Raw genomic sequence first — 18,363 nt, 5'->3', positions numbered from 1 at the left:
GATTACATTCCTGACGTCAGAGAAATAAACAGCGGCAGCGACAGGATACACAGAACGGAGCTCAGCAGCAGTACGGCTTCGGCATCAGGCGACTGCACGCCAAAGCGGTTACCGAATACCACGCCGAAGAAACCAGCCGCCAAGGCAATCATCAGGATAGCGGTGATCGCCACCGAGCCATGCAGACCGAGCATCAGCACAATCCCCCAGGCAATGGCGGGTTGGATCAACAGTTTTGTGAGGGTTGCAGAGATAACCATGGTGTTAATTGCCAGTTTGCGCGCAGACAGGATAACCCCGGTCAGGAACAGCGCCGCAGCCGTCGCGGACAGGCCCAGCGGTTTAATGGAAGCCAGCACCAGCTCCGGCATTTTGATACCAATAGCGGAAAGCACCACACCCAACAACGGCCCCCAGACAATCGGTTTTTTCACCGAGCGCCACATCAGCACCGGCAACATCGCCAGCGTGGAACCGCTATTACCGCCCGCTGCGCGCGCCTTTTCACGTTCGAGAATGAGCAGGCAGAACGGGGTCATCAGTACCGAACCACAGGCAATGGAAACGGCAACAGAAAGCGAGGTGGACGGGCCTTCACCTAACACACTACCAAGGATCGGCAAGCCGAGCGCCGCATAGTTCGGCAGTGCGACGGTCAACGTCAGCACGGCAGCATCCTGCGGTGATTTTTTGAAAACAGACGTCGCCAGGAAATAGATGGCCGCGTAGGTAATCCACATGGAGAGCACCAGCACCACAATCAGGGGTGACTGGGCGATAATCCCGGTCCACGGTGTCTGTGCGGTGGCGCTAAACAGCGCTGCCGGCAGGGCGAAGTCCATTACAAAGATATTGAGCAGGGAAACGTTTTTGTTATCGACCATTTTGGCCTTTCCCGCCCAGAAACCCAGCAGCATGATGACAAAGATCGGTGCGAGGGCATGAACAATCACATAAGTCATAAAAAATCACCTGTAAGCCTTGAAGAGAAAAAAGAAATAGCGCGATGGTTATTATTTTCAGCAGCAAAATTCTGTATGGGCGCGGCAACCACGCCCATGGTTTTGCTCTCTGGCAGGTTTCTTTTTACTTACCAGCTCGCTTTCATGCGTTCGCGCACAAGAGCGGAGCTACGGCGGTTGTCAGCACCCAGACGGTTTTTCAGCGAGGTGTCCTGACGAGCGTCTTTAATGGCCTGTTGCAGCGTGGCGGTCACCTGCACCAGATCGCTTGCTGAAGGGGCATCCGGATTGCTGATATTCAGCAGATCCGCCAGCAGCCCCAGTGTTGCGTAGTTGCTGATGTCATACGCCATCGGCGGAATGGTGGCGGCCAGTTTTTCCAGCGCCTCGACGGTACGCAGCGTTATGCGCGCCGCTGACGCTTTGCCCATGGCGTGAATCAGCACGCCAGCGTCGTTGAATGCAATCAGGCGGTTAGCCTGGTAACCGTGCGCCAGAAAGGCACCGGACATCGCTTTACCGACGATCAAACCGATAACCGGGTGACCCGCCAGACGTGCATTGGCGTAAGCTGCGGCCGCACCGGCCAACGCCTGGTGAATGCCAAACGCTTCTTCGCGACGACCATAAGCCTGGCTCGGTACATCAATCACCGCGATGATCGGGCGCTTCACGCGGCTGTTAGCATCAGCGGCGACGGTTTCGCTGACAACTTTTGCCAGCGTCCAGCCTTCCAGCAGGCCGACTTCCCCTTTTACCGCACGCGGGTAATGGTTGTTGGCATCCGGCACCACGGCAATAAAACGCACCGCTTCGCCGTTAACGTCACCGTCAACCGCTTGTACCGACGGGCACAGCCCGCTCAGGCGTTGGGCATTGGGCGCCAGTTTTTCCAGCCATAATGCGCCGCGGCTCATTGTCGTACTCATGCTTTACCCTCCCCGGCAAACAACGCGCTGATCTGTTCTGCATCCGCTTGTTTACGGGTGTCGAACTGGCTCAGACGTTGCAAATAGTCATCGTATTTATCGGTGCGATGTTGCGAAGGCACGCCTTTGGCGATCGCCGCCTTCATTGCCGCTTTCACCGCATTAACACCATCGCCGACCAGCGCATCCACCAGCCCGCTGCGATAACGCACTTCGCCACCGGTCATGCTCCAGATAAACGGACGGTCGCGGGAGTCATACTCTTCGATCCCGGCTTCCTGCTCGATAACCTGCGGGCCGTTCAGACCAAGGCGGGCTTCACGGGTAACAATGAGATAGCTGCACAACGCCGCCGCGATGGACATCCCACCAAAACAGCCAACCGTCCCGGCAACAATGCCGACCACCGGGGTGTACCGGCGCAGATCGACAATCGCGGCATGGATATCGGCAATCGCCGCCAGACCGAGGTTGGCTTCCTGCAAACGCACGCCGCCGGTTTCCAGGCACAACACCGCCTGTGTCGGGATGCCGTTGCGGTTATCTTCCGCTGCCAGCTCCAGCGCCGCCGCCATTTTTGCGCCGGAGACTTCCCCCATACTGCCGCCCTGGAAAGCGCCTTCGATGGCCACCACCACCGCAGGCTGACCATTGATGCTACCTTTAGCGACGACCATGCCATCATCCGCCTGCGGCACGATGCCCTGCGGCCCTAACCACGGGGAGATAATGCCTTCGAACGGATCGAGTAATTCGCGGTAGCTGCCTTCATCCAGCAGCGCATGGGCACGCTGACGCGCTTTGAGTTCGATAAAACTGCGATCGTCACGCATAGCTCACCTCTTCGAATACCTGTTCGATGCGGATACGCGCCACACCGGGCGTCGCGCCGAAATCGTGAATCACCAATGTGCCGGCAGGCAGGGTGCTGACCAGACCGAGGCGGTTGAACAGGGCTTCCCAGCGTCCACGGCTGTTATCCACCGAGGTGGTGATATCAATTGTCAGTGTTTGCCCCTGGCCGGCGGTGAATAACACCTCCATATCCCCGGAGCCCACAACGCCTGCCAGCGCTTTACCGCGTAAGGCGCGGCCCGCAGGCACGGTTATCGTAATGTGTTCCATAACTTCCTCTTAATTCGCTAAATAAGGCGTGGTAATGCGATCGAGAAACAGCGTGGCGGCGAGTAAATCTGCTGCACCGCCCGGTGACGCGTTTAGCGCCAGCATTTGCCTGTCCAGTTCGGCCAGCCGCTGCTGCCCGTCAGGATGCGCAACCCCACCCGCACGCAGTACCGCACGCGCACCGTGGCGCATCGTCTCCAGCCCTTCGAGACCCGCGCGCGATAACACACAGGTGTCACTGAGCGAGGTCATGATGGCCATCAGCGCATCGAGCCTTGCGTGGGTTTCGCTGCTGCCGCGCTGGCGGCTGAGGTGGAGCTGCGGCAGCGCCAACCTCATGATGTGCGGAAACGCCTGCTGTGCTTCTTCACGCGCGCCGGGAACCCGGTAGCGGTGCGTGGCGCGAAGCCCTTTACTAAAGACCTTCGGCGCAGCATCATCCGGCAGTGTCGCCAGTTGGGCAGCAATGTTGGCAATCGCCTGCGCCGACCCTTCGCCGCCGCACATCGCCACCGCGCTGACCAACAAGCCCAGTGCCCAAATCGCACCGCGATGGGTATTCACGCCGTCGGTGGCGGCCATCATCTGCTGTTCACCTTCCCGACCGAGTCGCCCTATGGTTTGTCTGAGCGCAACGTTTGCTGGTTGCAACCAGCTCTGTTGCGCCAGCGCCTGAAACGTAGGGGTCAGGCTGTGCGCGGAACGCTCCATCAGTTCGAGCGTTAAATCGTGGTGCGCGCCATTCCCCCGACTGTCCACCAGACCGGGTTTCGGGCTTAAACGTGCTTCGTCAATCAGGCATTCTGTGGCGGTGTGCGCCAGACGAAAGGCACCGCCCTCAGCCGCAATCTGTGGCAGAAGTTTCATCACCAGCTCCGGAATTTCGCAGGTGGGTTGTAAAGACCGCCAGACCATTCCACCAGGTCAGCCACGCTGCTGGCAGCCAGCAACGAGCGGGTCGCATCAGTGCGGCGAATGCCCATATCTTCCGGGTAAACCACTTTGCCGCTTTGGCGCAATGCCGCGACGCGTTTTGCGTCCACACCCAGACCGATGTCAGTAATACCGGCAACGGCGGCGACCATCGCACGACGCTCTTCAATACTTTCCGCACGGTAGAGGTAAGCAATCCCCTCTTCGGTCAGCACGTGGGTAACGTCATCGCCGTAAATCATCACGGGTGCCAGCGGCATACCGGAGGCTTTCGCCACGTCCACCGCGTCGAGTTTTTCAACGAAGGTCGGTTTCGCGCCGGCCTGGAAGGTTTCCACCATCTGCACCACCAGTTTTTTACCGCGCTGCATCGGGTCCGCTTCGGTGATCATGTTCAGCCATGCCGGTGTGGCGTGACGGCGACCGTGCGGGTCATGCCCCATGTTCGGCGCACCGCCAAAACCGGAGAGACGACCACGGGTAACGGTGGAGGAGTTCGCCAGCCCGTCGACCTGCAAGGTGGAGCCGATAAACATGTCCACCGCATACTGGCCTGCTAACTGGCAGAACGCGCGGTTAGAACGCATGGAGCCGTCAGCACCGGTGAAGAACACGTCCGGACGCGCACGGATGTACTCTTCCATGCCGAGTTCACCGCCGAAGCAGTGCACGCTTTCGACCCAACCGCTTTCAATCGCCGGGATCAGCGTGGGATGCGGGTTCAGCGTCCAGTGTTTACAGATTTTGCCTTTCAGACCGAGCTGTTCGCCGTAAGTCGGCAGCAGCAGTTCGATGGCGGCGGTGTTAAAGCCGATACCGTGGTTCAGCGACTGCACCTGATGCTCTGCATAGATGCCTTTAATGGCCATCATCGCCATCAGAATGTGTTCTTGTTTGATCAGACGCGGGTCGCGGGTGAACAGCGGTTCGATAAAGAACGGTTTATCGGCGACAACCACGTAGTCAATCCACGAGCCAGGAATATCCACGCGCGGCAGATCGCATTCGTCGTCCACCAGTTCGTTCACTTGCGCGATGACAATACCGTCACGAAAGGCCGCTGCTTCAACCAGCGCCGGGGTATCTTCCGTACTTGGACCGGTGTAGAGATTACCTTTGCGGTCCGCTTTGTAACCGGCAATCAGCGCCACGTTTGGGCACAGGTCAACGTACAGACGGGAATAAAGTTCGATGTAAGTGTGGATCGCGCCGATTTCGAGCAAACCGTCTTCCAGCAGTTGCGAAATGCGCAAGCTTTGGGTGCCTGAGAAGGAAAAATCGAGTTTGCGTGCGATGCCTTTCTCGAAGATATCAAGATGTTCGCTACGGCCGACGCTGGGCATAATCATATGCAGGTCGTGCACTTTCTGCGGGTTCACTTCCGCCAGAGAGCGGGAGAGGAAATCCGCCTGCTTCTGGTTGTTCCCTTCCAGCACGACACGGTCGCCCGGTGCGATCAGTTTTTCCAGCATGGCGACAAGATCGCCAGTCGGCAGTACCTTCCCCTGCACGGGGATGGACGCCAGGCGGCGCTGTTTCTCGCTGCGCCGCGTGTTCCATACCTGTGCTGGCGTTTGCCCAGATAACATTATTAACCTCCTGATTCAGCTCATCATTTTGATTTGCTTAACACTGAACTCAGTGTGCGCCCTGGTGAGAAAGGCATCAATTAAGGAGGTCGTTAAATCATTAGCCTGAGAGTAATAATCAAAGAAACAATCTGTGATGTGGATCAGTTTCAGCGGCGGGAAAAAGAACTATAGCGGCACAGAATGTGCCGCTATAGAGATTAGCGCTGGCTGGCCAGACGCTGACGAATGTGCTCGAAGTGTTCAGTCTGGTAGAGCTTGCCATCAAGGAAGCGGGTTTTCAGTTCACCGCCTTGCTCCTGCTCCCAACTCTGTTCGTCATGCAGTTGCAATTCGCCCTGCGCGTCACGCTCTACCCGCAATAACCCTCGTGCGGAACGTTTCAGGCCGTTATCGGTTTTCGGCTCTTTAAAAATCATCCGCCCTTCGCCGTTTACCGCCCCCCAGGTGGCTTTCATGGCAAAACCGAAGGTATCGCGGGTGTTGTACTGATAAGTAAACGAGCCTACGCCGAACACCACATTCGAACTGGCAAACCCTTTAGCCTCCAGACGGCGCAGGATCTCATTGGCGCGTGCCAGTGTAATGGAGTCGCCGTAAATCAGGCCAACGTGCGGATCCAATACTTTGTAGCCTTTGTCGTTGATCGTGCCGCCAAAAATTTCCCACAGCACTTCTACCGAGCCTTTCTCTTCCGGGCTGCGTTCTGGACGCGTATCGTCATCCGCGCCAGTACCGCAGAGGATTTCCACCGGGTCGCCGCTGTCCGGACGGAACACTACGCGACCTTCGCGACCAAGAATGATCTGTTTCAGCTCGCGGGTATATTCCGTCAGAACGCGCCAGTAGTCCCAGGTATCAGAGACAATCGACACAAATCCCTGCGGATAAATATCGGCAATCAGGCGACGGAACGTTTCGATTTCATGGTCGTGTTCACCCATACACATCACGCTGTGTTCAGTGGCCGGAATGCTGGCTCCGATGAAGTACTCTTCGCCGCCGGTGTAGTGATCGCGGGCATACAGCAGCGACGGGATGCTGTCTGTCCCTTTAAAACTCAGCAGATGCCCTGCTCCGGCTTGCGCGGTGTCGTGCAGGCCCGCCATACCACGGAATGAGAAGTCATGACACTGGAAATCCAGGTGTGATAAATCCGTACAGGTTTTTTCTGCCCACTGTTCACAGATCTTACGGTAGTGGTGCGCAATGGTGGCATTGGTGGAGGCTTTCCACAATTCAGCGGAGAGCACCGTTTCCAGGTAGTTCACCAGCCAGAAAAACTCATCGCGGGTATTAGTGATGGTGAGAACCGGCACTTTCATCGGGACTTTACTGCCTTCATCCAGCGACTTGATGTGCAATGGCAGGTAACCCAAACGGTGCAGCGCACGAATGTGATCCACCGCCACGGCATCCCTGCCGAGATAGCTGTCCATCACCTGTTTGTATTCGTTCACCACGTCATCTTCCGGGCGAGCAAAAAAACCATCGTTAAACAGATCGACCATAAACCATTGCAGGAAACCTTGCAGGCCAAAGAACACCAGTTTGCCGTCTGCTACCGGCGACTGGAAAAAACGATCGCTGCGCGGAGTGAAGTTGGAATAAACCTGCGTTGTCCCCTGCGGATACTGAACGCGGTGCGACACTTTATAACCGTCGATAGCCAGGATTGGATTGATATTCATGGTGTTATCTCCCTTAAGCGCGAAAAATGGTATCAATGTCGATCAGTTCAACCCGCGGCTCATCAAGCTCCGGGGAAGCGTAGGACGTGGTGGTGTAAATGGCGTCGATACCGTTGTTGAGCAGGTTCTCCACGCCTTTAGAGAAGACGCCGTGCGTAACATACAGGCTGACGCTGCGAGCGCCTGCATCGCGCAGTACCTGAGCTGAGCCAATAAACGTGCCGCCTGCATCGCAGAGGTCATCAACAATTAGCAGATCTTTTCCTGCCACATCGCCTGAGACCAGCGCAAACCTTGTCAGATTACCAGTCGCCACATCGCGCGCCTTCGTCAGAATGGCGTAGGTCTGCGCACCGCTGGCTTTCGCCACGTTGTGGATTTTCTTCAGTGCGCCCGCATCCGGTGCCACCAGCATCAGTTCGCCCTGACGAATGGCGCGGCGCAGCGTTTCGCTCTGTAACAGGCAGGTTTCCTGCGCAATGGCGACACAGTGATGAATGGCTGCTGCGGCGGCATCGCTGTGCGGATCGAGGATAAACACTTTATCGAAATTCAGGGTGTTCAGTTGGTTAGCGAACACTTTCAGCGCAAAGCTGTCGCCTGTCACCATATGCCGATCCTGACGCGCCCATGGCAGCCAGGCCAGCTCCAGATGGCTGATGTTGATATCTGTAACGTGGCGTACCGCCTCGACCAGTTGCGCCAGCAGCATAAAATCGTTCATATCACGCATGGCGGCCACACGGATACGCATAACGCGGGCGAAGGATGGCAGCGTACCCGTGACTTTCAGCCATACGGCACCATCCGGAAAAACGCCGTGCGTCACATCAACCTGCTGATTATCCATAAACAACTCAATTCTGCTCGCCATCATTCACCTCACATTTACTTAATTATGTCTCTTGGACACTTTTAATATTGTCCATGAGACATAATTAATGCAAGCGTTTTTTGTATGTACCACACAGAAAGAAGCTAACAAGCTGAAAAATAATGGATTAAAAGTTAGCTTGCCGCACTTTGGCAGGCTGATAAACTTGGGACGTGTGAAATTAAGCGAGTAAGCGATGATCAGCGAAGCAGAGTATCTTGACTCTTATGATGCCAGCCGTTTTCCTTCACCTTTGGTGACGGTCGACAGTGTGTTGTTTACCCTGCATCAGCAGGTACTTTGCGTATTGTTGGTTGAGCGTGCCAGCCAGCCGCAACAAGGGCGTTGGGGGTTACCCGGTGGTTTTATTGATATGGCGAAGGACGATTCCACCCGTGCCACGGCGCTGCGTAAGCTGATCGAGAAAACCGGCGTCTCTCCCTCCTGGCTTGAACAACTGGATACCTTTTCCGGTCCACAACGCGACCCGCGCGGCTGGAGCCTGACCGTTGCCTGGTTCGCCCTGATCTCGTGGGTTTCTTGCGCACCGCACATTGCCAGCGTCAGCAATGCCAAATGGGTGCCGGTCAGTGAACTGGATCAGTATGAGCTGGCCTTCGATCATCGTGATATTATTCAGGCGGCGCAGCACCGGTTACGACAGAAAACCATGTACTCGCTCCTGCCGGTTTACTGTCTGCCGGAAACGTTCACACAGACGCAACTCCAGGAAGCGACCGAGATTATTCTTGGCCAGCCTATTCAGCGTAAAAGTCTGATCCGCCGTTTTGAAGCGTCCGGCATGTTTGAAGAAACCGGGGAAAGCGTGGCGACCGGGGCACGAAAAGCGCGGCTGTGGCGGCGTAAACCGGATGTTGATATCCACCTGTTTTCGCGCAATTTATTAACCGATTAAACCAACCGCTGCGCATAACGTGTCTTAAGCCATTATTGCGAAGGGAAAAAGATTGATGGCCGGGAAGTAAAACGCCCGCACGGCGGCGGGCGTTCGGTCAGGTGTTATAACCGTCAGTTTTGAGGATTTTTTCCAGCACTTTGATCTCGATGCTGAGATCGTCCGAGTCATTTTCCAGCAGCTTCTGGTGATGCTGACGAAACGCCTGTCTAAGGGATGCCAGCGCATCAAGCTGTTCCGTTATCGACTGCTGCCGCTTTTCAGGATCGTCCAGTTGTCTGGCAAGGGTTTGTCCTTTAGTAACGATGTTCTCCACGATAGGCAGATAGCGTTGTAAAAACTGCCGCCCTGGCTCGCTATCCCTTTTATCGGTTTCCATACAGTGACGAATCAGCCGCGCGGCGGCGGTGATATCCGTCAGCTCTTGTTGTACCAGCTCAGGCAGTTTCGCCATTTTTTCCAGCCGTGCAATCTGCTGATCCAGCGTTTGCTCGGTGAAAGCGACCTCCTCTTTCGCCAGTTCAGCCTCTTCGCGCATCGCCTCTATAGCCGCCTTTCTGCGGGCGTTAACCTTTTGTGCGTATTCATATACGAAGTAAGCGAGCAGCAAAACGACAAAAAGCACCAGATAGAAAGGATGCGCCATCAGGGAGTATTGATCGGTATACGCCGCGATTGTCGGGACAGTGGCGATAAACAGGTACCAGATAAGAAGGGGTGAGAAATCCCGTCGGCTGCGGTAAAGATGGACCAGCAGCGCCATACTTCCGGCCCAAAATGGCATCACCACAGCATCGCCGAATAAGAGCCATGTAAAACCGGCAATCAGGCCCGCATAGAACGCGATACGGTCATAAACCAGCGTACGGTAAAGAATGACAAACCCTACCCAGCAGAGGATAGACATGGTGGCGCCCAGCGTGTTATCCGGCGCGTAAGCTAACTGGCTCTCCTTCGCCCAACGGACAAAAATAGCGGCGTAGATACCGGCGAGATAAAACACAAAAACCTGCAGCGAGAAGCGCCGCAGGCGCGTAGAGCGCATCTTATTGAGTGCGGCGGCTAACTTTTCAATCATGCTATCTTCCCTGACTTAAGGCTGGCGGGCCGGGTCGCGGCTTATGCTTGCCAGGCGATCGCGCAGATCGTTTTCCATTGTGAGTAGCTCTTTTTCTACTTCAGATCGGCGTTGACGCGCGTCAGTAGCAATTTTCACCGACTCTTCAATGGTACTCAGCAACCGCGACTGCACATCGCGCAGGGTGTCGATATCCACCACTGACCGCTCCACCTCACGCGCCGTTTCCAGCGTGCCGGTTTGCAGCATTTCCGCATTGCGGCGCAGTAAATCATTGGTGGTATCCGCCACCTCTTTTTGCAGTTTCGCCGCCTGACGCTGGGTTTGCAGTGACATGGCCAGCGCTATCTGGCTTTTCCATACCGGAATGGTGGAAAGAATGCTGCTTTGGATCTTTTCTGCCAGTGACTGGCTGTTGCTCTGCATCAGGCGAATTTGCGGGGCGGACTGCATCGCAATCGTGCGCGATACCATCAAATCATTCAGGCGACGCTCAAAGCGCTGAATACCTTCCAGCAGATCGCGCACGCGCTGCGCGTTCATCGGGTCCGATGCTGCCTGTGCCTGCAAAGCGGGCAGTTCATTCTGTTTTATCTGCTCCAGCTTTTGCTTACCGGCAATAATGTGCAGCGTAATTTGCTGAAAAACCTCGCGGTTACGCTCAAAGAGCGTCTCGAGCACGGAAATATTGCGTAATAAATCAACCATCGCGTCATTCAGCTTTGCGGTGATGCTTTCCACCTGTTGAGACAGCGTCTGGTACTCCAGCAACGTGCGCTCAATGCGGTTAAACAGCGATCCCAGCAGCGGCAGTGAGGCGAGAAAGCCCGGTTTTTGCTCAAAGGCGTTGATGTCCACCCCTTTGATTTTTTGCAGCAACTCGGTCAGTTGCGTACCGATAATGCCCGCATCTTTTGCCCGCACTTCCTGCATCAGAGAGTCGGAGAACTGCGAGATGCTGTTCATGGTTTTTGCGCCAAAACCCAACGAAAAGGCCGGGTCGGTAATATTGATCGCTTCGACAATATGCTGGATTTGCGCGCGATCCGCCGGGGTTAAATGCTCACTGCCCGGCAGGTCATTCATCGACTGGTTTACTTGCTGCGGCGTTGCGAGGTCAAGCGAGGTATTTTCCGTCATCCAATACGTCCTCAATGGGTAAATGGCAGACAGCGGTAATGTAATCGCTGCTTTTCTGAAGTCTTTATGAAGCTGCCTGCAAAGGCTAATACGTTACAACAGCAGCAAAGTATTAAACAGCCTAATTGTTAGCAAGTATAATAACCGTCTATTAACTTAAATTTCTTATTAAGATGGCAGATATTACACCGGCAAATTTCCTTGAAAATCAGGGAGACGCGCACAACTTTCATCCGATGCCGGGTGCGCGTAATCCGCATCTACAAACGATGCTGCCACGTCTTTTACGTCGTCGCCTGCAGTTTGAGCCGTGGTGGCAGCGCCTTGAGCTGCCGGATGGCGATTTTGTTGATCTCGCCTGGAGTGAAGAACCGTATCAGGCGCGGCATAAACCGCGTTTGGTGGTCTTTCACGGTCTTGAGGGCAGCCTGCACAGCCCTTATGCCCACGGTCTGGTTTATGCGGCCAAACAGCGCGGCTGGCTGGGTGTGGTGATGCATTTCCGCGGCTGTAGCGGCATCCCTAATCGACTCAACCGCATCTATCACTCTGGTGAAACCGAAGATGGCACCTGGTTTTTGCACTGGCTGCGCGAAACGTTTGGCGCAGCGCCGACGGCGGCAGTCGGTTACTCGCTTGGCGGCAACATGCTCGGCTGTCTGCTGGCGAAAGCAGATGACAACCTGCCAGTCGATGCGGCGGTGATTGTGTCAGCACCACTGGTGCTGGAAGCGTGCAGCTACCACATGGATAAAGGTTTCTCCCGCGTCTATCAGCGCTACTTGCTGAACTTGCTGAAAGCCAATGCGGCGCGGAAGTTACGTGCTTACCCGGGGTCACTGCCGTTAACGCTGTCGGCGCTGCGCAAAGTGCGGCGCATCCGCGAGTTTGACGATTTGATCACCGCGAAAATTCACGGCTTTGCCGACGCGCTGGACTACTATCGCCGCTGTAGCGCAATGCCGGTACTGCCGGATATTCGCAAACCGACGCTGATCATTCACGCCAAAGATGATCCATTTATGGATCATAACGTGATCCCGGATATCGGGCATTTGCCGGCGAATATTGAGTACCAATTGACTGAACACGGGGGTCATGTCGGTTTTGTCGGCGGAACATTACGCCACCCGGAAATGTGGCTCGAAACGCGTATTCCGGACTGGCTATCCACTTATCTGGAGTCCAAATGATCATTCCCTGGCAAGATATCGCAACCGAAACGCTGGACAATCTTATTGAGAGCTTTGTCTTGCGCGAAGGCACCGATTATGGTGAACATGAACGTTCGCTTGAACAAAAGGTCGCCGACGTTAAACGGCAACTGCAACGCGGTGAAGCCGTGCTGGTGTGGTCTGAACTGCACGAGACGGTAAATATTATGCCGCGCGGGCAGTTCCGGGACTAACAGGGTGCCGGGCGGCTGGCTATACTGAAAACAATCGTTGATTCAGGGAGTTGCTATGTCCGCCAAACACCCGGTTATTGCCGTCACCGGTTCCAGCGGTGCGGGAACCACCACCACCAGCCTTGCCTTCCGTAAAATCTTCGCCCAGCTTGGTATGCAGGCCGCCGAGGTGGAAGGCGACAGTTTTCATCGCTTTACCCGCCCGGAAATGGATATGGCGATCCGCAAAGCCCGCGATCTTGGGCGGCATATCAGCTACTTTGGCCCGGAAGCAAATGATTTTGGGCTGCTGGAGCAAACCTTTAGCGAGTATGGTCAGACCGGAAAAGGCCAGGCGCGGAAATATCTCCATACCTACGATGAAGCCGTGCCGTGGAATCAGGTGCCGGGTACGTTTACCCCCTGGCAACCCTTGCCGGAACCCACAGATGTGCTGTTTTACGAAGGGCTGCATGGCGGCGTTGTGACGCCGCAGCATGACGTGTCGCGTTATGTGGACTTGTTGGTTGGCGTGGTGCCGATTGTTAACCTGGAGTGGATCCAAAAGCTGGTGCGCGATACCAGCGAGCGCGGGCATTCTCGCGAAGCGGTGATGGACTCCGTCGTGCGTTCAATGGAAGACTATATCAACTTCATCACCCCGCAATTTTCCCGCACCCATATTAACTTCCAGCGCGTCCCGACCGTCGATACCTCAAACCCGTTTGCGGCAAAAGGCATTCCCTCGCTGGATGAGAGTTTTGTGGTGATCCATTTCCGCAATCTGGAAGGGATAGATTACCCGTGGTTATTAGCGATGCTGCAAGGTTCGTTTATTTCCCATATGGACACGCTGGTGGTGCCGGGCGGCAAGATGGGGCTGGCGATGGAGCTGATTATGACACCACTGGTGCAACGGCTGATGGAAGGGAAAAAGATCAAATAGCAGTGGTCGAATTATGCCCGGTAAGCCTGACGCTACCGGGCATCGTCCGTCAGGCTTCGATGACTTCGTAGGAATGGGTGATGTTCACCGCTTTTTCCAGCATCAACGCCACAGAGCAATACTTCTCCGCCGACAGATCCACCGCCCGGGAAACCGCCGCATCTTTCAGATCGTGGCCGGTGACAATAAAGTGCAGATTGATATGCGTAAACAGACGCGGCGCTTCTTCGCGACGTTCCGACGTCAGTTTCACTTCGCAGTCCGTCACGTTATGACGCCCTTTTTGCAGGATAGAAACCACGTCGATCGCGCTGCATCCGCCTGCGGCCATCAGCACCATTTCCATCGGGCTTGGCGCTTTGTCACCTGAGTTGCCGTCCATCAGGATTTGGTGACCCGATGCGGACTCACCGAGGAACGTTAACCCTTCCACCCATTTCACACGAGCCTGCATTTTGATTTACTCCGGAGTTGCAATTTTCTTTACAGATTACGCGCACATAACAAAAGTCGCAACGGAAGGCGACCTGCGTCATGCTGAAGCGAGACACCAGGAGACATGCGGTAAAAGCTATGCTAAAACAATCTGGATGCTACAGAGATACATTGACATTACGCATGTACGCAAAGGACATCATTGATTAGAGGCCGCAGATAACGCTGACGGTCCACTTCCGAGGATTTTGGAAGCGAAGACACGAAGTCGAATGATAGCGTGTTTAGATTGCAACCCCAGACGCAGGGTGCACATCCTGTGTCTGGAGACAGCTTATAACAGAGGATAATCGCGCATGGTGCTTGGCAAACCGCAAACAGACCCGACTCTCGAATGGTTCTTGTCTCATTGCCACATTCATAAGTACCCGTCGAAGAGCACGCTGATTCACCAGGGTGAAAAAGCGGAAACGTTGTATTACATCGTCAAAGGCTCAGTGGCAGTGCTGATCAAGGATGAGGAAGGGAAAGAGATGATTCTCTCCTACCTGAATCAGGGAGACTTTATCGGTGAACTGGGACTGTTCGAAGAAGGTCAGGAGCGCAGTGCATGGGTACGCGCTAAGACCGCATGTGAAGTGGCCGAAATCTCCTACAAAAAATTCCGTCAGTTGATCCAGGTTAACCCGGACATTCTGATGCGTCTCTCCTCGCAAATGGCGCGCCGCCTGCAGGTCACGTCTGAGAAAGTGGGTAACCTCGCCTTCCTGGACGTAACAGGTCGTATCGCACAAACACTGTTGAACCTGGCGAAACAGCCGGATGCCATGACCCACCCGGACGGCATGCAAATTAAAATTACCCGTCAGGAAATTGGTCAGATCGTCGGTTGCTCCCGTGAAACGGTGGGCCGTATTCTGAAAATGCTGGAAGATCAGAACCTGATCTCCGCCCACGGTAAAACCATCGTGGTTTACGGAACCCGTTAATCCGCAAAACGGCGCGTTGATCATCCGGCGCGCCGTTTTTGTTTCCTCATGTGGCGCAGGCTGATTTATCACCCCGAAATCAACTATGCACTGCGACAAACGCTGGTGTTATGTTTGCCCGTGGCGATTGGGTTAATCGTCGGCCATCTCCAACAGGGCCTGCTGTTTTCTCTGGTTCCTGCCTGCTGCAATATTGCCGGTCTTGATACCCCGCATAAACGCTTCTTTAAACGTCTGATTATTGGCGGTTCGCTGTTTGCCGGATGCAGTCTTGCCGTACAGCTTCTGCTGGCCGAAGCCCTGCCTCTGCCGATGATTTTTACCGTTCTCACTTTACTGCTCGGTGTGACCGCCGAGATCAGCGCATTGCACGGGCGGCTGCTGCCTGCGTCGCTGATAGCCGCCATCTTCACGCTGAGTCTTGCGGGCAGTATGCCCGTGTGGGAGCCCCTGCTAATTTATGCACTGGGTACACTCTGGTATGGAGCGTTTAACTGGTTCTGGTTCTGGATGTGGCGCGAACAGCCGCTGCGCGAATCACTTAGCCTGCTCTACCGGCAACTGGCTGATTATTGCGAAGCCAAATACAGCTTGTTGACGCAACATGCCGATCCGGAAAAAGCCTTGCCGCCGCTACTCGCACGCCAACAAAAAGCGGTGGATATGATAAGTACGTGCTATCAGCAACTGCATATGCTGGCGGCCAATCAACACAATGATTACAAACGTCTGCTGCGCGTCTTCCAGATGGCGTTGGATTTACAGGAGCATATTTCTGTCAGCCTGCACCAGCCGGAAGAGGTGCAAAAACTGGTGGAACAGACCCATGCTGAACAGGTGATCCGCTGGAATGCACAAACCGTCTCCGCCCGCCTGCGCGTCCTGGCGGATGACATTCTCTATCATCGCTATCCGACACGTTTCACCATGGACAAGCAGGTTGGCGCGCTGGAAAAAATCGCCCGCCAGCATCCGGAAAACCCGGTCGGGCAGTTTTGCGCCTGGCACTTTAGCCGTATCGCCCGTGTGCTGCGAACCCAACGTCCGCTCTATCTGCGCGATTTAATGGCAGAAAAGCAGCGGCGCCTGCCGCTCATTCCGGCGCTCAAAAGTTATTTATCATTGAAATCTGCGGCGTTGCGTAATGCTGCGCGTATCAGCGTGATGCTCAGCATTGCCAGTCTGATGGGGAGCGCACTGCATTTGCCGAAGCCGTACTGGATCATGATGACTATTATGTTTGTGACGCAAAATGGCTATGGTGCAACACGGGTGCGTATTGTGCACCGGGCGGCCGGCACGCTCGCCGGGCTGATGATTGCCGGGATTGCCCTGCACTTTCACGTACCGCTCGGCGTCACGCTGGCGGCCATGTTGCTGATCACCCTGATAAGCTATCTGATCATCCGTAAGAACTACGGCTGGGCGATGGTCGGCTTTACCATTACCGCCGTGTATACCCTGCAACTGCTGACGCTCAACGGCGAGGAGTTTATTGTCGCCAGACTGATCGATACGCTGCTCGGTTGCCTGATTGCCTTCGGCGGCATGGTCTGGCTATGGCCGCAATGGCAAAGTGGTCTGTTGCGGCAAAACGCTCATGACGCGTTGGAAACCTACCAGGAGGCTATTCGCCTGATACTCAGCGATAACCCGAAGCCCACTCCGCTGGCCTGGCAACGGATGCGCGTCAACCAGGCGCACAATGCGCTGTTCAACTCACTGAATCAGGCCATGCTCGAGCCGGGATTCAATACCCGCTACCTTGAGGACATGAAGCTCTGGGTGACACACAGCCAGTTTATTGTTGAGCATATCAACGCCATGACGACCCTCGCACGCGAACACACCATGCTGACGCCGGATCTGGCACAACGCTATTTGCAATCCTGTGAAATTGCCCTGCAACGCTGCCAGCAGCGACTGGAGTATGACGGGCCGGGCGAGTCGGGGGATGTGAATATTCTGGAGGCGCCGGAGACATTGACCCACGGGCCGATGAGCACCCTGGAGCAACATCTACAGCGGGTGCTCGGGCATCTGAACACCATGCATACTATTTCGTCGGTAGCATGGCGTCAGCGCCCACATCATGGCATCTGGTTGACCCGCAGCCTGCGGGGTTAGCCGTTGATCACTTTCGCCACCGCAGCGGCAAAACGGTTCATCCCTTCGTTAATGTCCTGCTCGTCTATCACCAGCGAAGGCGCAAAGCGCATCACATCCGGGCCGGCATTCAGCACCATTACGCCCGCATCGGCCGCCGCGTAGAGGAAATCGCGAGCGCGGCCTTTGTACGCTGCTTTTAACTCTGCGCCAACCAACAGTCCCATACCGCGAATATCGCTGAACAGGTCGAATTTCTCGCCGATTTGCTGCAAATGTTTAACAAACAGCTGGCGTTTTTCATTCACTCCGCTCAGCACGTCTGGCGTATTGATAATATCAAACGCCGTACCAGCAACGGCGCACGCCAGCGGGTTGCCGCCGTATGTCGAACCGTGTGAACCAGCATGGAACACGCTGGCAATCTCATGGGTGGTCAGCATGGCGCTGATGGGGAAACCACCGCCCAGCGCTTTCGCACTGGTGAGAATGTCTGGCGTGACGCCATAGTGCATATAAGCAAACAGCTCACCACAACGTCCCATACCGCACTGGACTTCATCAAACACCAGCAACGCATCGTGCTGGTCGCACAGTTCACGTAAACCTTTAAGAAACTCCGGTGACGCCGCCGTAACGCCGCCTTCACCCTGAATCGGCTCAACCACCACCGCACAGGTGTGATCGTCCATCACCGCTTTTACCGCATGCAGATCGTTAAACGGTACATGGATAATGTCTGCCGGTTTCGGACCAAAGCCGTCGGAGTACTTCGGTTGCCCCCCCACGCTCACGGTGAACAGTGAACGGCCATGGAAGGCATGATGAAAAGCGATGATTTTGGTTTTATATGGGCTATGGCGCGTGGATGCATAAAAACGCGCCAGCTTAAATGCGGTTTCGTTGGCTTCAGTACCCGAGTTCATAAACACCACGCGCTCGGCAAACGTGGCGTTAATCAGTTTCCGCGCCAGGCGCAGCGCCGGTTCATTAGTGAACACATTGCTGGTATGCCACAGGGTTTCCCCCTGCGTTTTCAGCGTTTCCACCAGCGCCGGATGGCAATGACCTAACGCCGTGACGGCAATACCACCTGCAAAATCAACATACTCTTTACCCTGCTGATCCCACACACGGCTGCCTTTTCCCTTCACCGGGATAAACTCGGCTGGTGCGTAAATTGGCAGAATAACGTCATCGAATGTTGCGCGCGTAATTGCGTCTTGCTGAGTTGCCATGTCATGCCCACCTATTAATATGCAG

At 55.2% G+C, this 18,363-nt stretch carries 18 protein-coding genes; 6 read left to right on the top strand and 12 right to left on the bottom strand.

Features of this window, described 5'->3' with window-relative positions:
- Positions 1-2: 2 nt before the first annotated feature.
- From ABGA49_RS08785 to prs, 8 genes are all read right to left on the bottom strand, one after another.
- Positions 3-962 carry an AEC family transporter gene (locus tag ABGA49_RS08785; RefSeq protein WP_061492906.1) on the bottom strand — a complete coding sequence of 320 codons (960 nt, stop codon included), beginning with the start codon at positions 960-962 and terminating at the stop codon, positions 3-5.
- Positions 963-1,090: 128 nt separating this feature from the next.
- The gene (gene mdcE, locus ABGA49_RS08780) at positions 1,091-1,891 is read right to left on the bottom strand and encodes a biotin-independent malonate decarboxylase subunit gamma (protein WP_347665442.1); all 801 of its coding nucleotides are present in this window, start codon (positions 1,889-1,891) and stop codon (positions 1,091-1,093) included.
- Positions 1,888-2,724, bottom strand: a complete 837-nt coding sequence (locus ABGA49_RS08775) for a biotin-independent malonate decarboxylase subunit beta (RefSeq protein ID WP_347665441.1) — start codon at positions 2,722-2,724, stop codon at positions 1,888-1,890. Before ABGA49_RS08775 ends, mdcE begins: the two co-directional genes overlap by 4 nt.
- Positions 2,717-3,016 (bottom strand): malonate decarboxylase acyl carrier protein, encoded by a 300-nt coding sequence (gene mdcC / locus ABGA49_RS08770; RefSeq protein ID WP_088236854.1) that lies wholly within the window; start codon positions 3,014-3,016, stop codon positions 2,717-2,719. Before mdcC ends, ABGA49_RS08775 begins: the two co-directional genes overlap by 8 nt.
- 9 nt (positions 3,017-3,025) lie before the next feature.
- Positions 3,026-3,883, bottom strand: coding sequence for a triphosphoribosyl-dephospho-CoA synthase (locus ABGA49_RS08765; RefSeq protein WP_088236855.1), 858 nt, complete (start codon positions 3,881-3,883; stop codon positions 3,026-3,028).
- On the bottom strand, positions 3,883-5,538 hold the full coding sequence (gene mdcA, locus ABGA49_RS08760) for a malonate decarboxylase subunit alpha (protein WP_134319023.1): 1,656 nt from the start codon (positions 5,536-5,538) through the stop codon (positions 3,883-3,885). The genes ABGA49_RS08765 and mdcA overlap by 1 nt, the downstream gene beginning before the upstream one ends.
- A gap of 200 nt (positions 5,539-5,738) precedes the next feature.
- Entirely contained in the window at positions 5,739-7,229 is a 1,491-nt protein-coding gene (locus ABGA49_RS08755) for a nicotinate phosphoribosyltransferase (protein WP_088236857.1), read from the bottom strand.
- 13 nt (positions 7,230-7,242) lie between these two features.
- Positions 7,243-8,103: a ribose-phosphate diphosphokinase gene (prs, locus tag ABGA49_RS08750; protein WP_347665451.1), complete on the bottom strand. Its 861-nt coding sequence runs from the start codon at positions 8,101-8,103 to the stop codon at positions 7,243-7,245.
- A 196-nt stretch (positions 8,104-8,299) separates the two neighbouring features.
- Between prs and ABGA49_RS08745 the strand changes: the two genes are divergently transcribed.
- Positions 8,300-9,019, top strand: a complete 720-nt coding sequence (locus tag ABGA49_RS08745; protein WP_061492899.1) for an NUDIX domain-containing protein — start codon at positions 8,300-8,302, stop codon at positions 9,017-9,019.
- 97 nt (positions 9,020-9,116) lie between these two features.
- Here the strand turns inward: ABGA49_RS08745 and ABGA49_RS08740 are convergent, their stop codons facing one another.
- Positions 9,117-10,097, bottom strand: coding sequence for a 5-bromo-4-chloroindolyl phosphate hydrolysis family protein (locus ABGA49_RS08740; RefSeq protein ID WP_061492898.1), 981 nt, complete (start codon positions 10,095-10,097; stop codon positions 9,117-9,119).
- A gap of 15 nt (positions 10,098-10,112) precedes the next feature.
- Positions 10,113-11,237 carry a toxic anion resistance protein gene (locus ABGA49_RS08735; protein ID WP_347665440.1) on the bottom strand — a complete coding sequence of 375 codons (1,125 nt, stop codon included), beginning with the start codon at positions 11,235-11,237 and terminating at the stop codon, positions 10,113-10,115.
- A gap of 173 nt (positions 11,238-11,410) precedes the next feature.
- On the opposite strand from ABGA49_RS08735, the gene ABGA49_RS08730 reads away from it, so the two are divergent.
- From ABGA49_RS08730 to ABGA49_RS08720, 3 genes are read left to right on the top strand one after another with little or no spacing between them, the layout of a single operon-like run.
- Positions 11,411-12,430 (top strand): hydrolase, encoded by a 1,020-nt coding sequence (locus tag ABGA49_RS08730; protein ID WP_061492896.1) that lies wholly within the window; start codon positions 11,411-11,413, stop codon positions 12,428-12,430.
- On the top strand, positions 12,427-12,645 hold the full coding sequence (locus ABGA49_RS08725) for a YheU family protein (protein WP_061492895.1): 219 nt from the start codon (positions 12,427-12,429) through the stop codon (positions 12,643-12,645). Before ABGA49_RS08730 ends, ABGA49_RS08725 begins: the two co-directional genes overlap by 4 nt.
- Positions 12,646-12,700: 55 nt before the next feature.
- The gene (locus tag ABGA49_RS08720) at positions 12,701-13,570 is read left to right on the top strand and encodes a phosphoribulokinase (protein ID WP_061492894.1); all 870 of its coding nucleotides are present in this window, start codon (positions 12,701-12,703) and stop codon (positions 13,568-13,570) included.
- Between the two features lie 49 nt (positions 13,571-13,619).
- On the opposite strand, the gene ABGA49_RS08715 is transcribed toward ABGA49_RS08720, so the two are convergent.
- On the bottom strand, positions 13,620-14,024 hold the full coding sequence (locus tag ABGA49_RS08715) for an OsmC family protein (protein WP_061492893.1): 405 nt from the start codon (positions 14,022-14,024) through the stop codon (positions 13,620-13,622).
- Between the two features lie 337 nt (positions 14,025-14,361).
- Between ABGA49_RS08715 and crp the strand changes: the two genes are divergently transcribed.
- Both crp and ABGA49_RS08705 read left to right on the top strand, forming a co-directional pair.
- Positions 14,362-14,994: a cAMP-activated global transcriptional regulator CRP gene (gene crp, locus ABGA49_RS08710; protein WP_000242758.1), complete on the top strand. Its 633-nt coding sequence runs from the start codon at positions 14,362-14,364 to the stop codon at positions 14,992-14,994.
- Positions 14,995-15,042: 48 nt separating this feature from the next.
- The gene (locus ABGA49_RS08705) at positions 15,043-17,121 is read left to right on the top strand and encodes a YccS/YhfK family putative transporter (protein ID WP_347665439.1); all 2,079 of its coding nucleotides are present in this window, start codon (positions 15,043-15,045) and stop codon (positions 17,119-17,121) included.
- Here ABGA49_RS08705 and ABGA49_RS08700 read toward each other — a convergent pair.
- Entirely contained in the window at positions 17,118-18,338 is a 1,221-nt protein-coding gene (locus tag ABGA49_RS08700; protein ID WP_347665438.1) for an aspartate aminotransferase family protein, read from the bottom strand. The two genes, ABGA49_RS08705 and ABGA49_RS08700, sit on opposite strands and share 4 nt — an antisense overlap.
- Positions 18,339-18,363 lie beyond the last annotated feature (25 nt).

It is taken from the genome of Kosakonia sp. WA-90 (assembly GCF_039871955.1).
Lineage (GTDB): Bacteria > Pseudomonadota > Gammaproteobacteria > Enterobacterales > Enterobacteriaceae > Kosakonia > Kosakonia oryzendophytica.
Note: the sequence above shows the minus strand (reverse complement) of the source record. Positions and strands in the feature narration are given on the sequence as shown.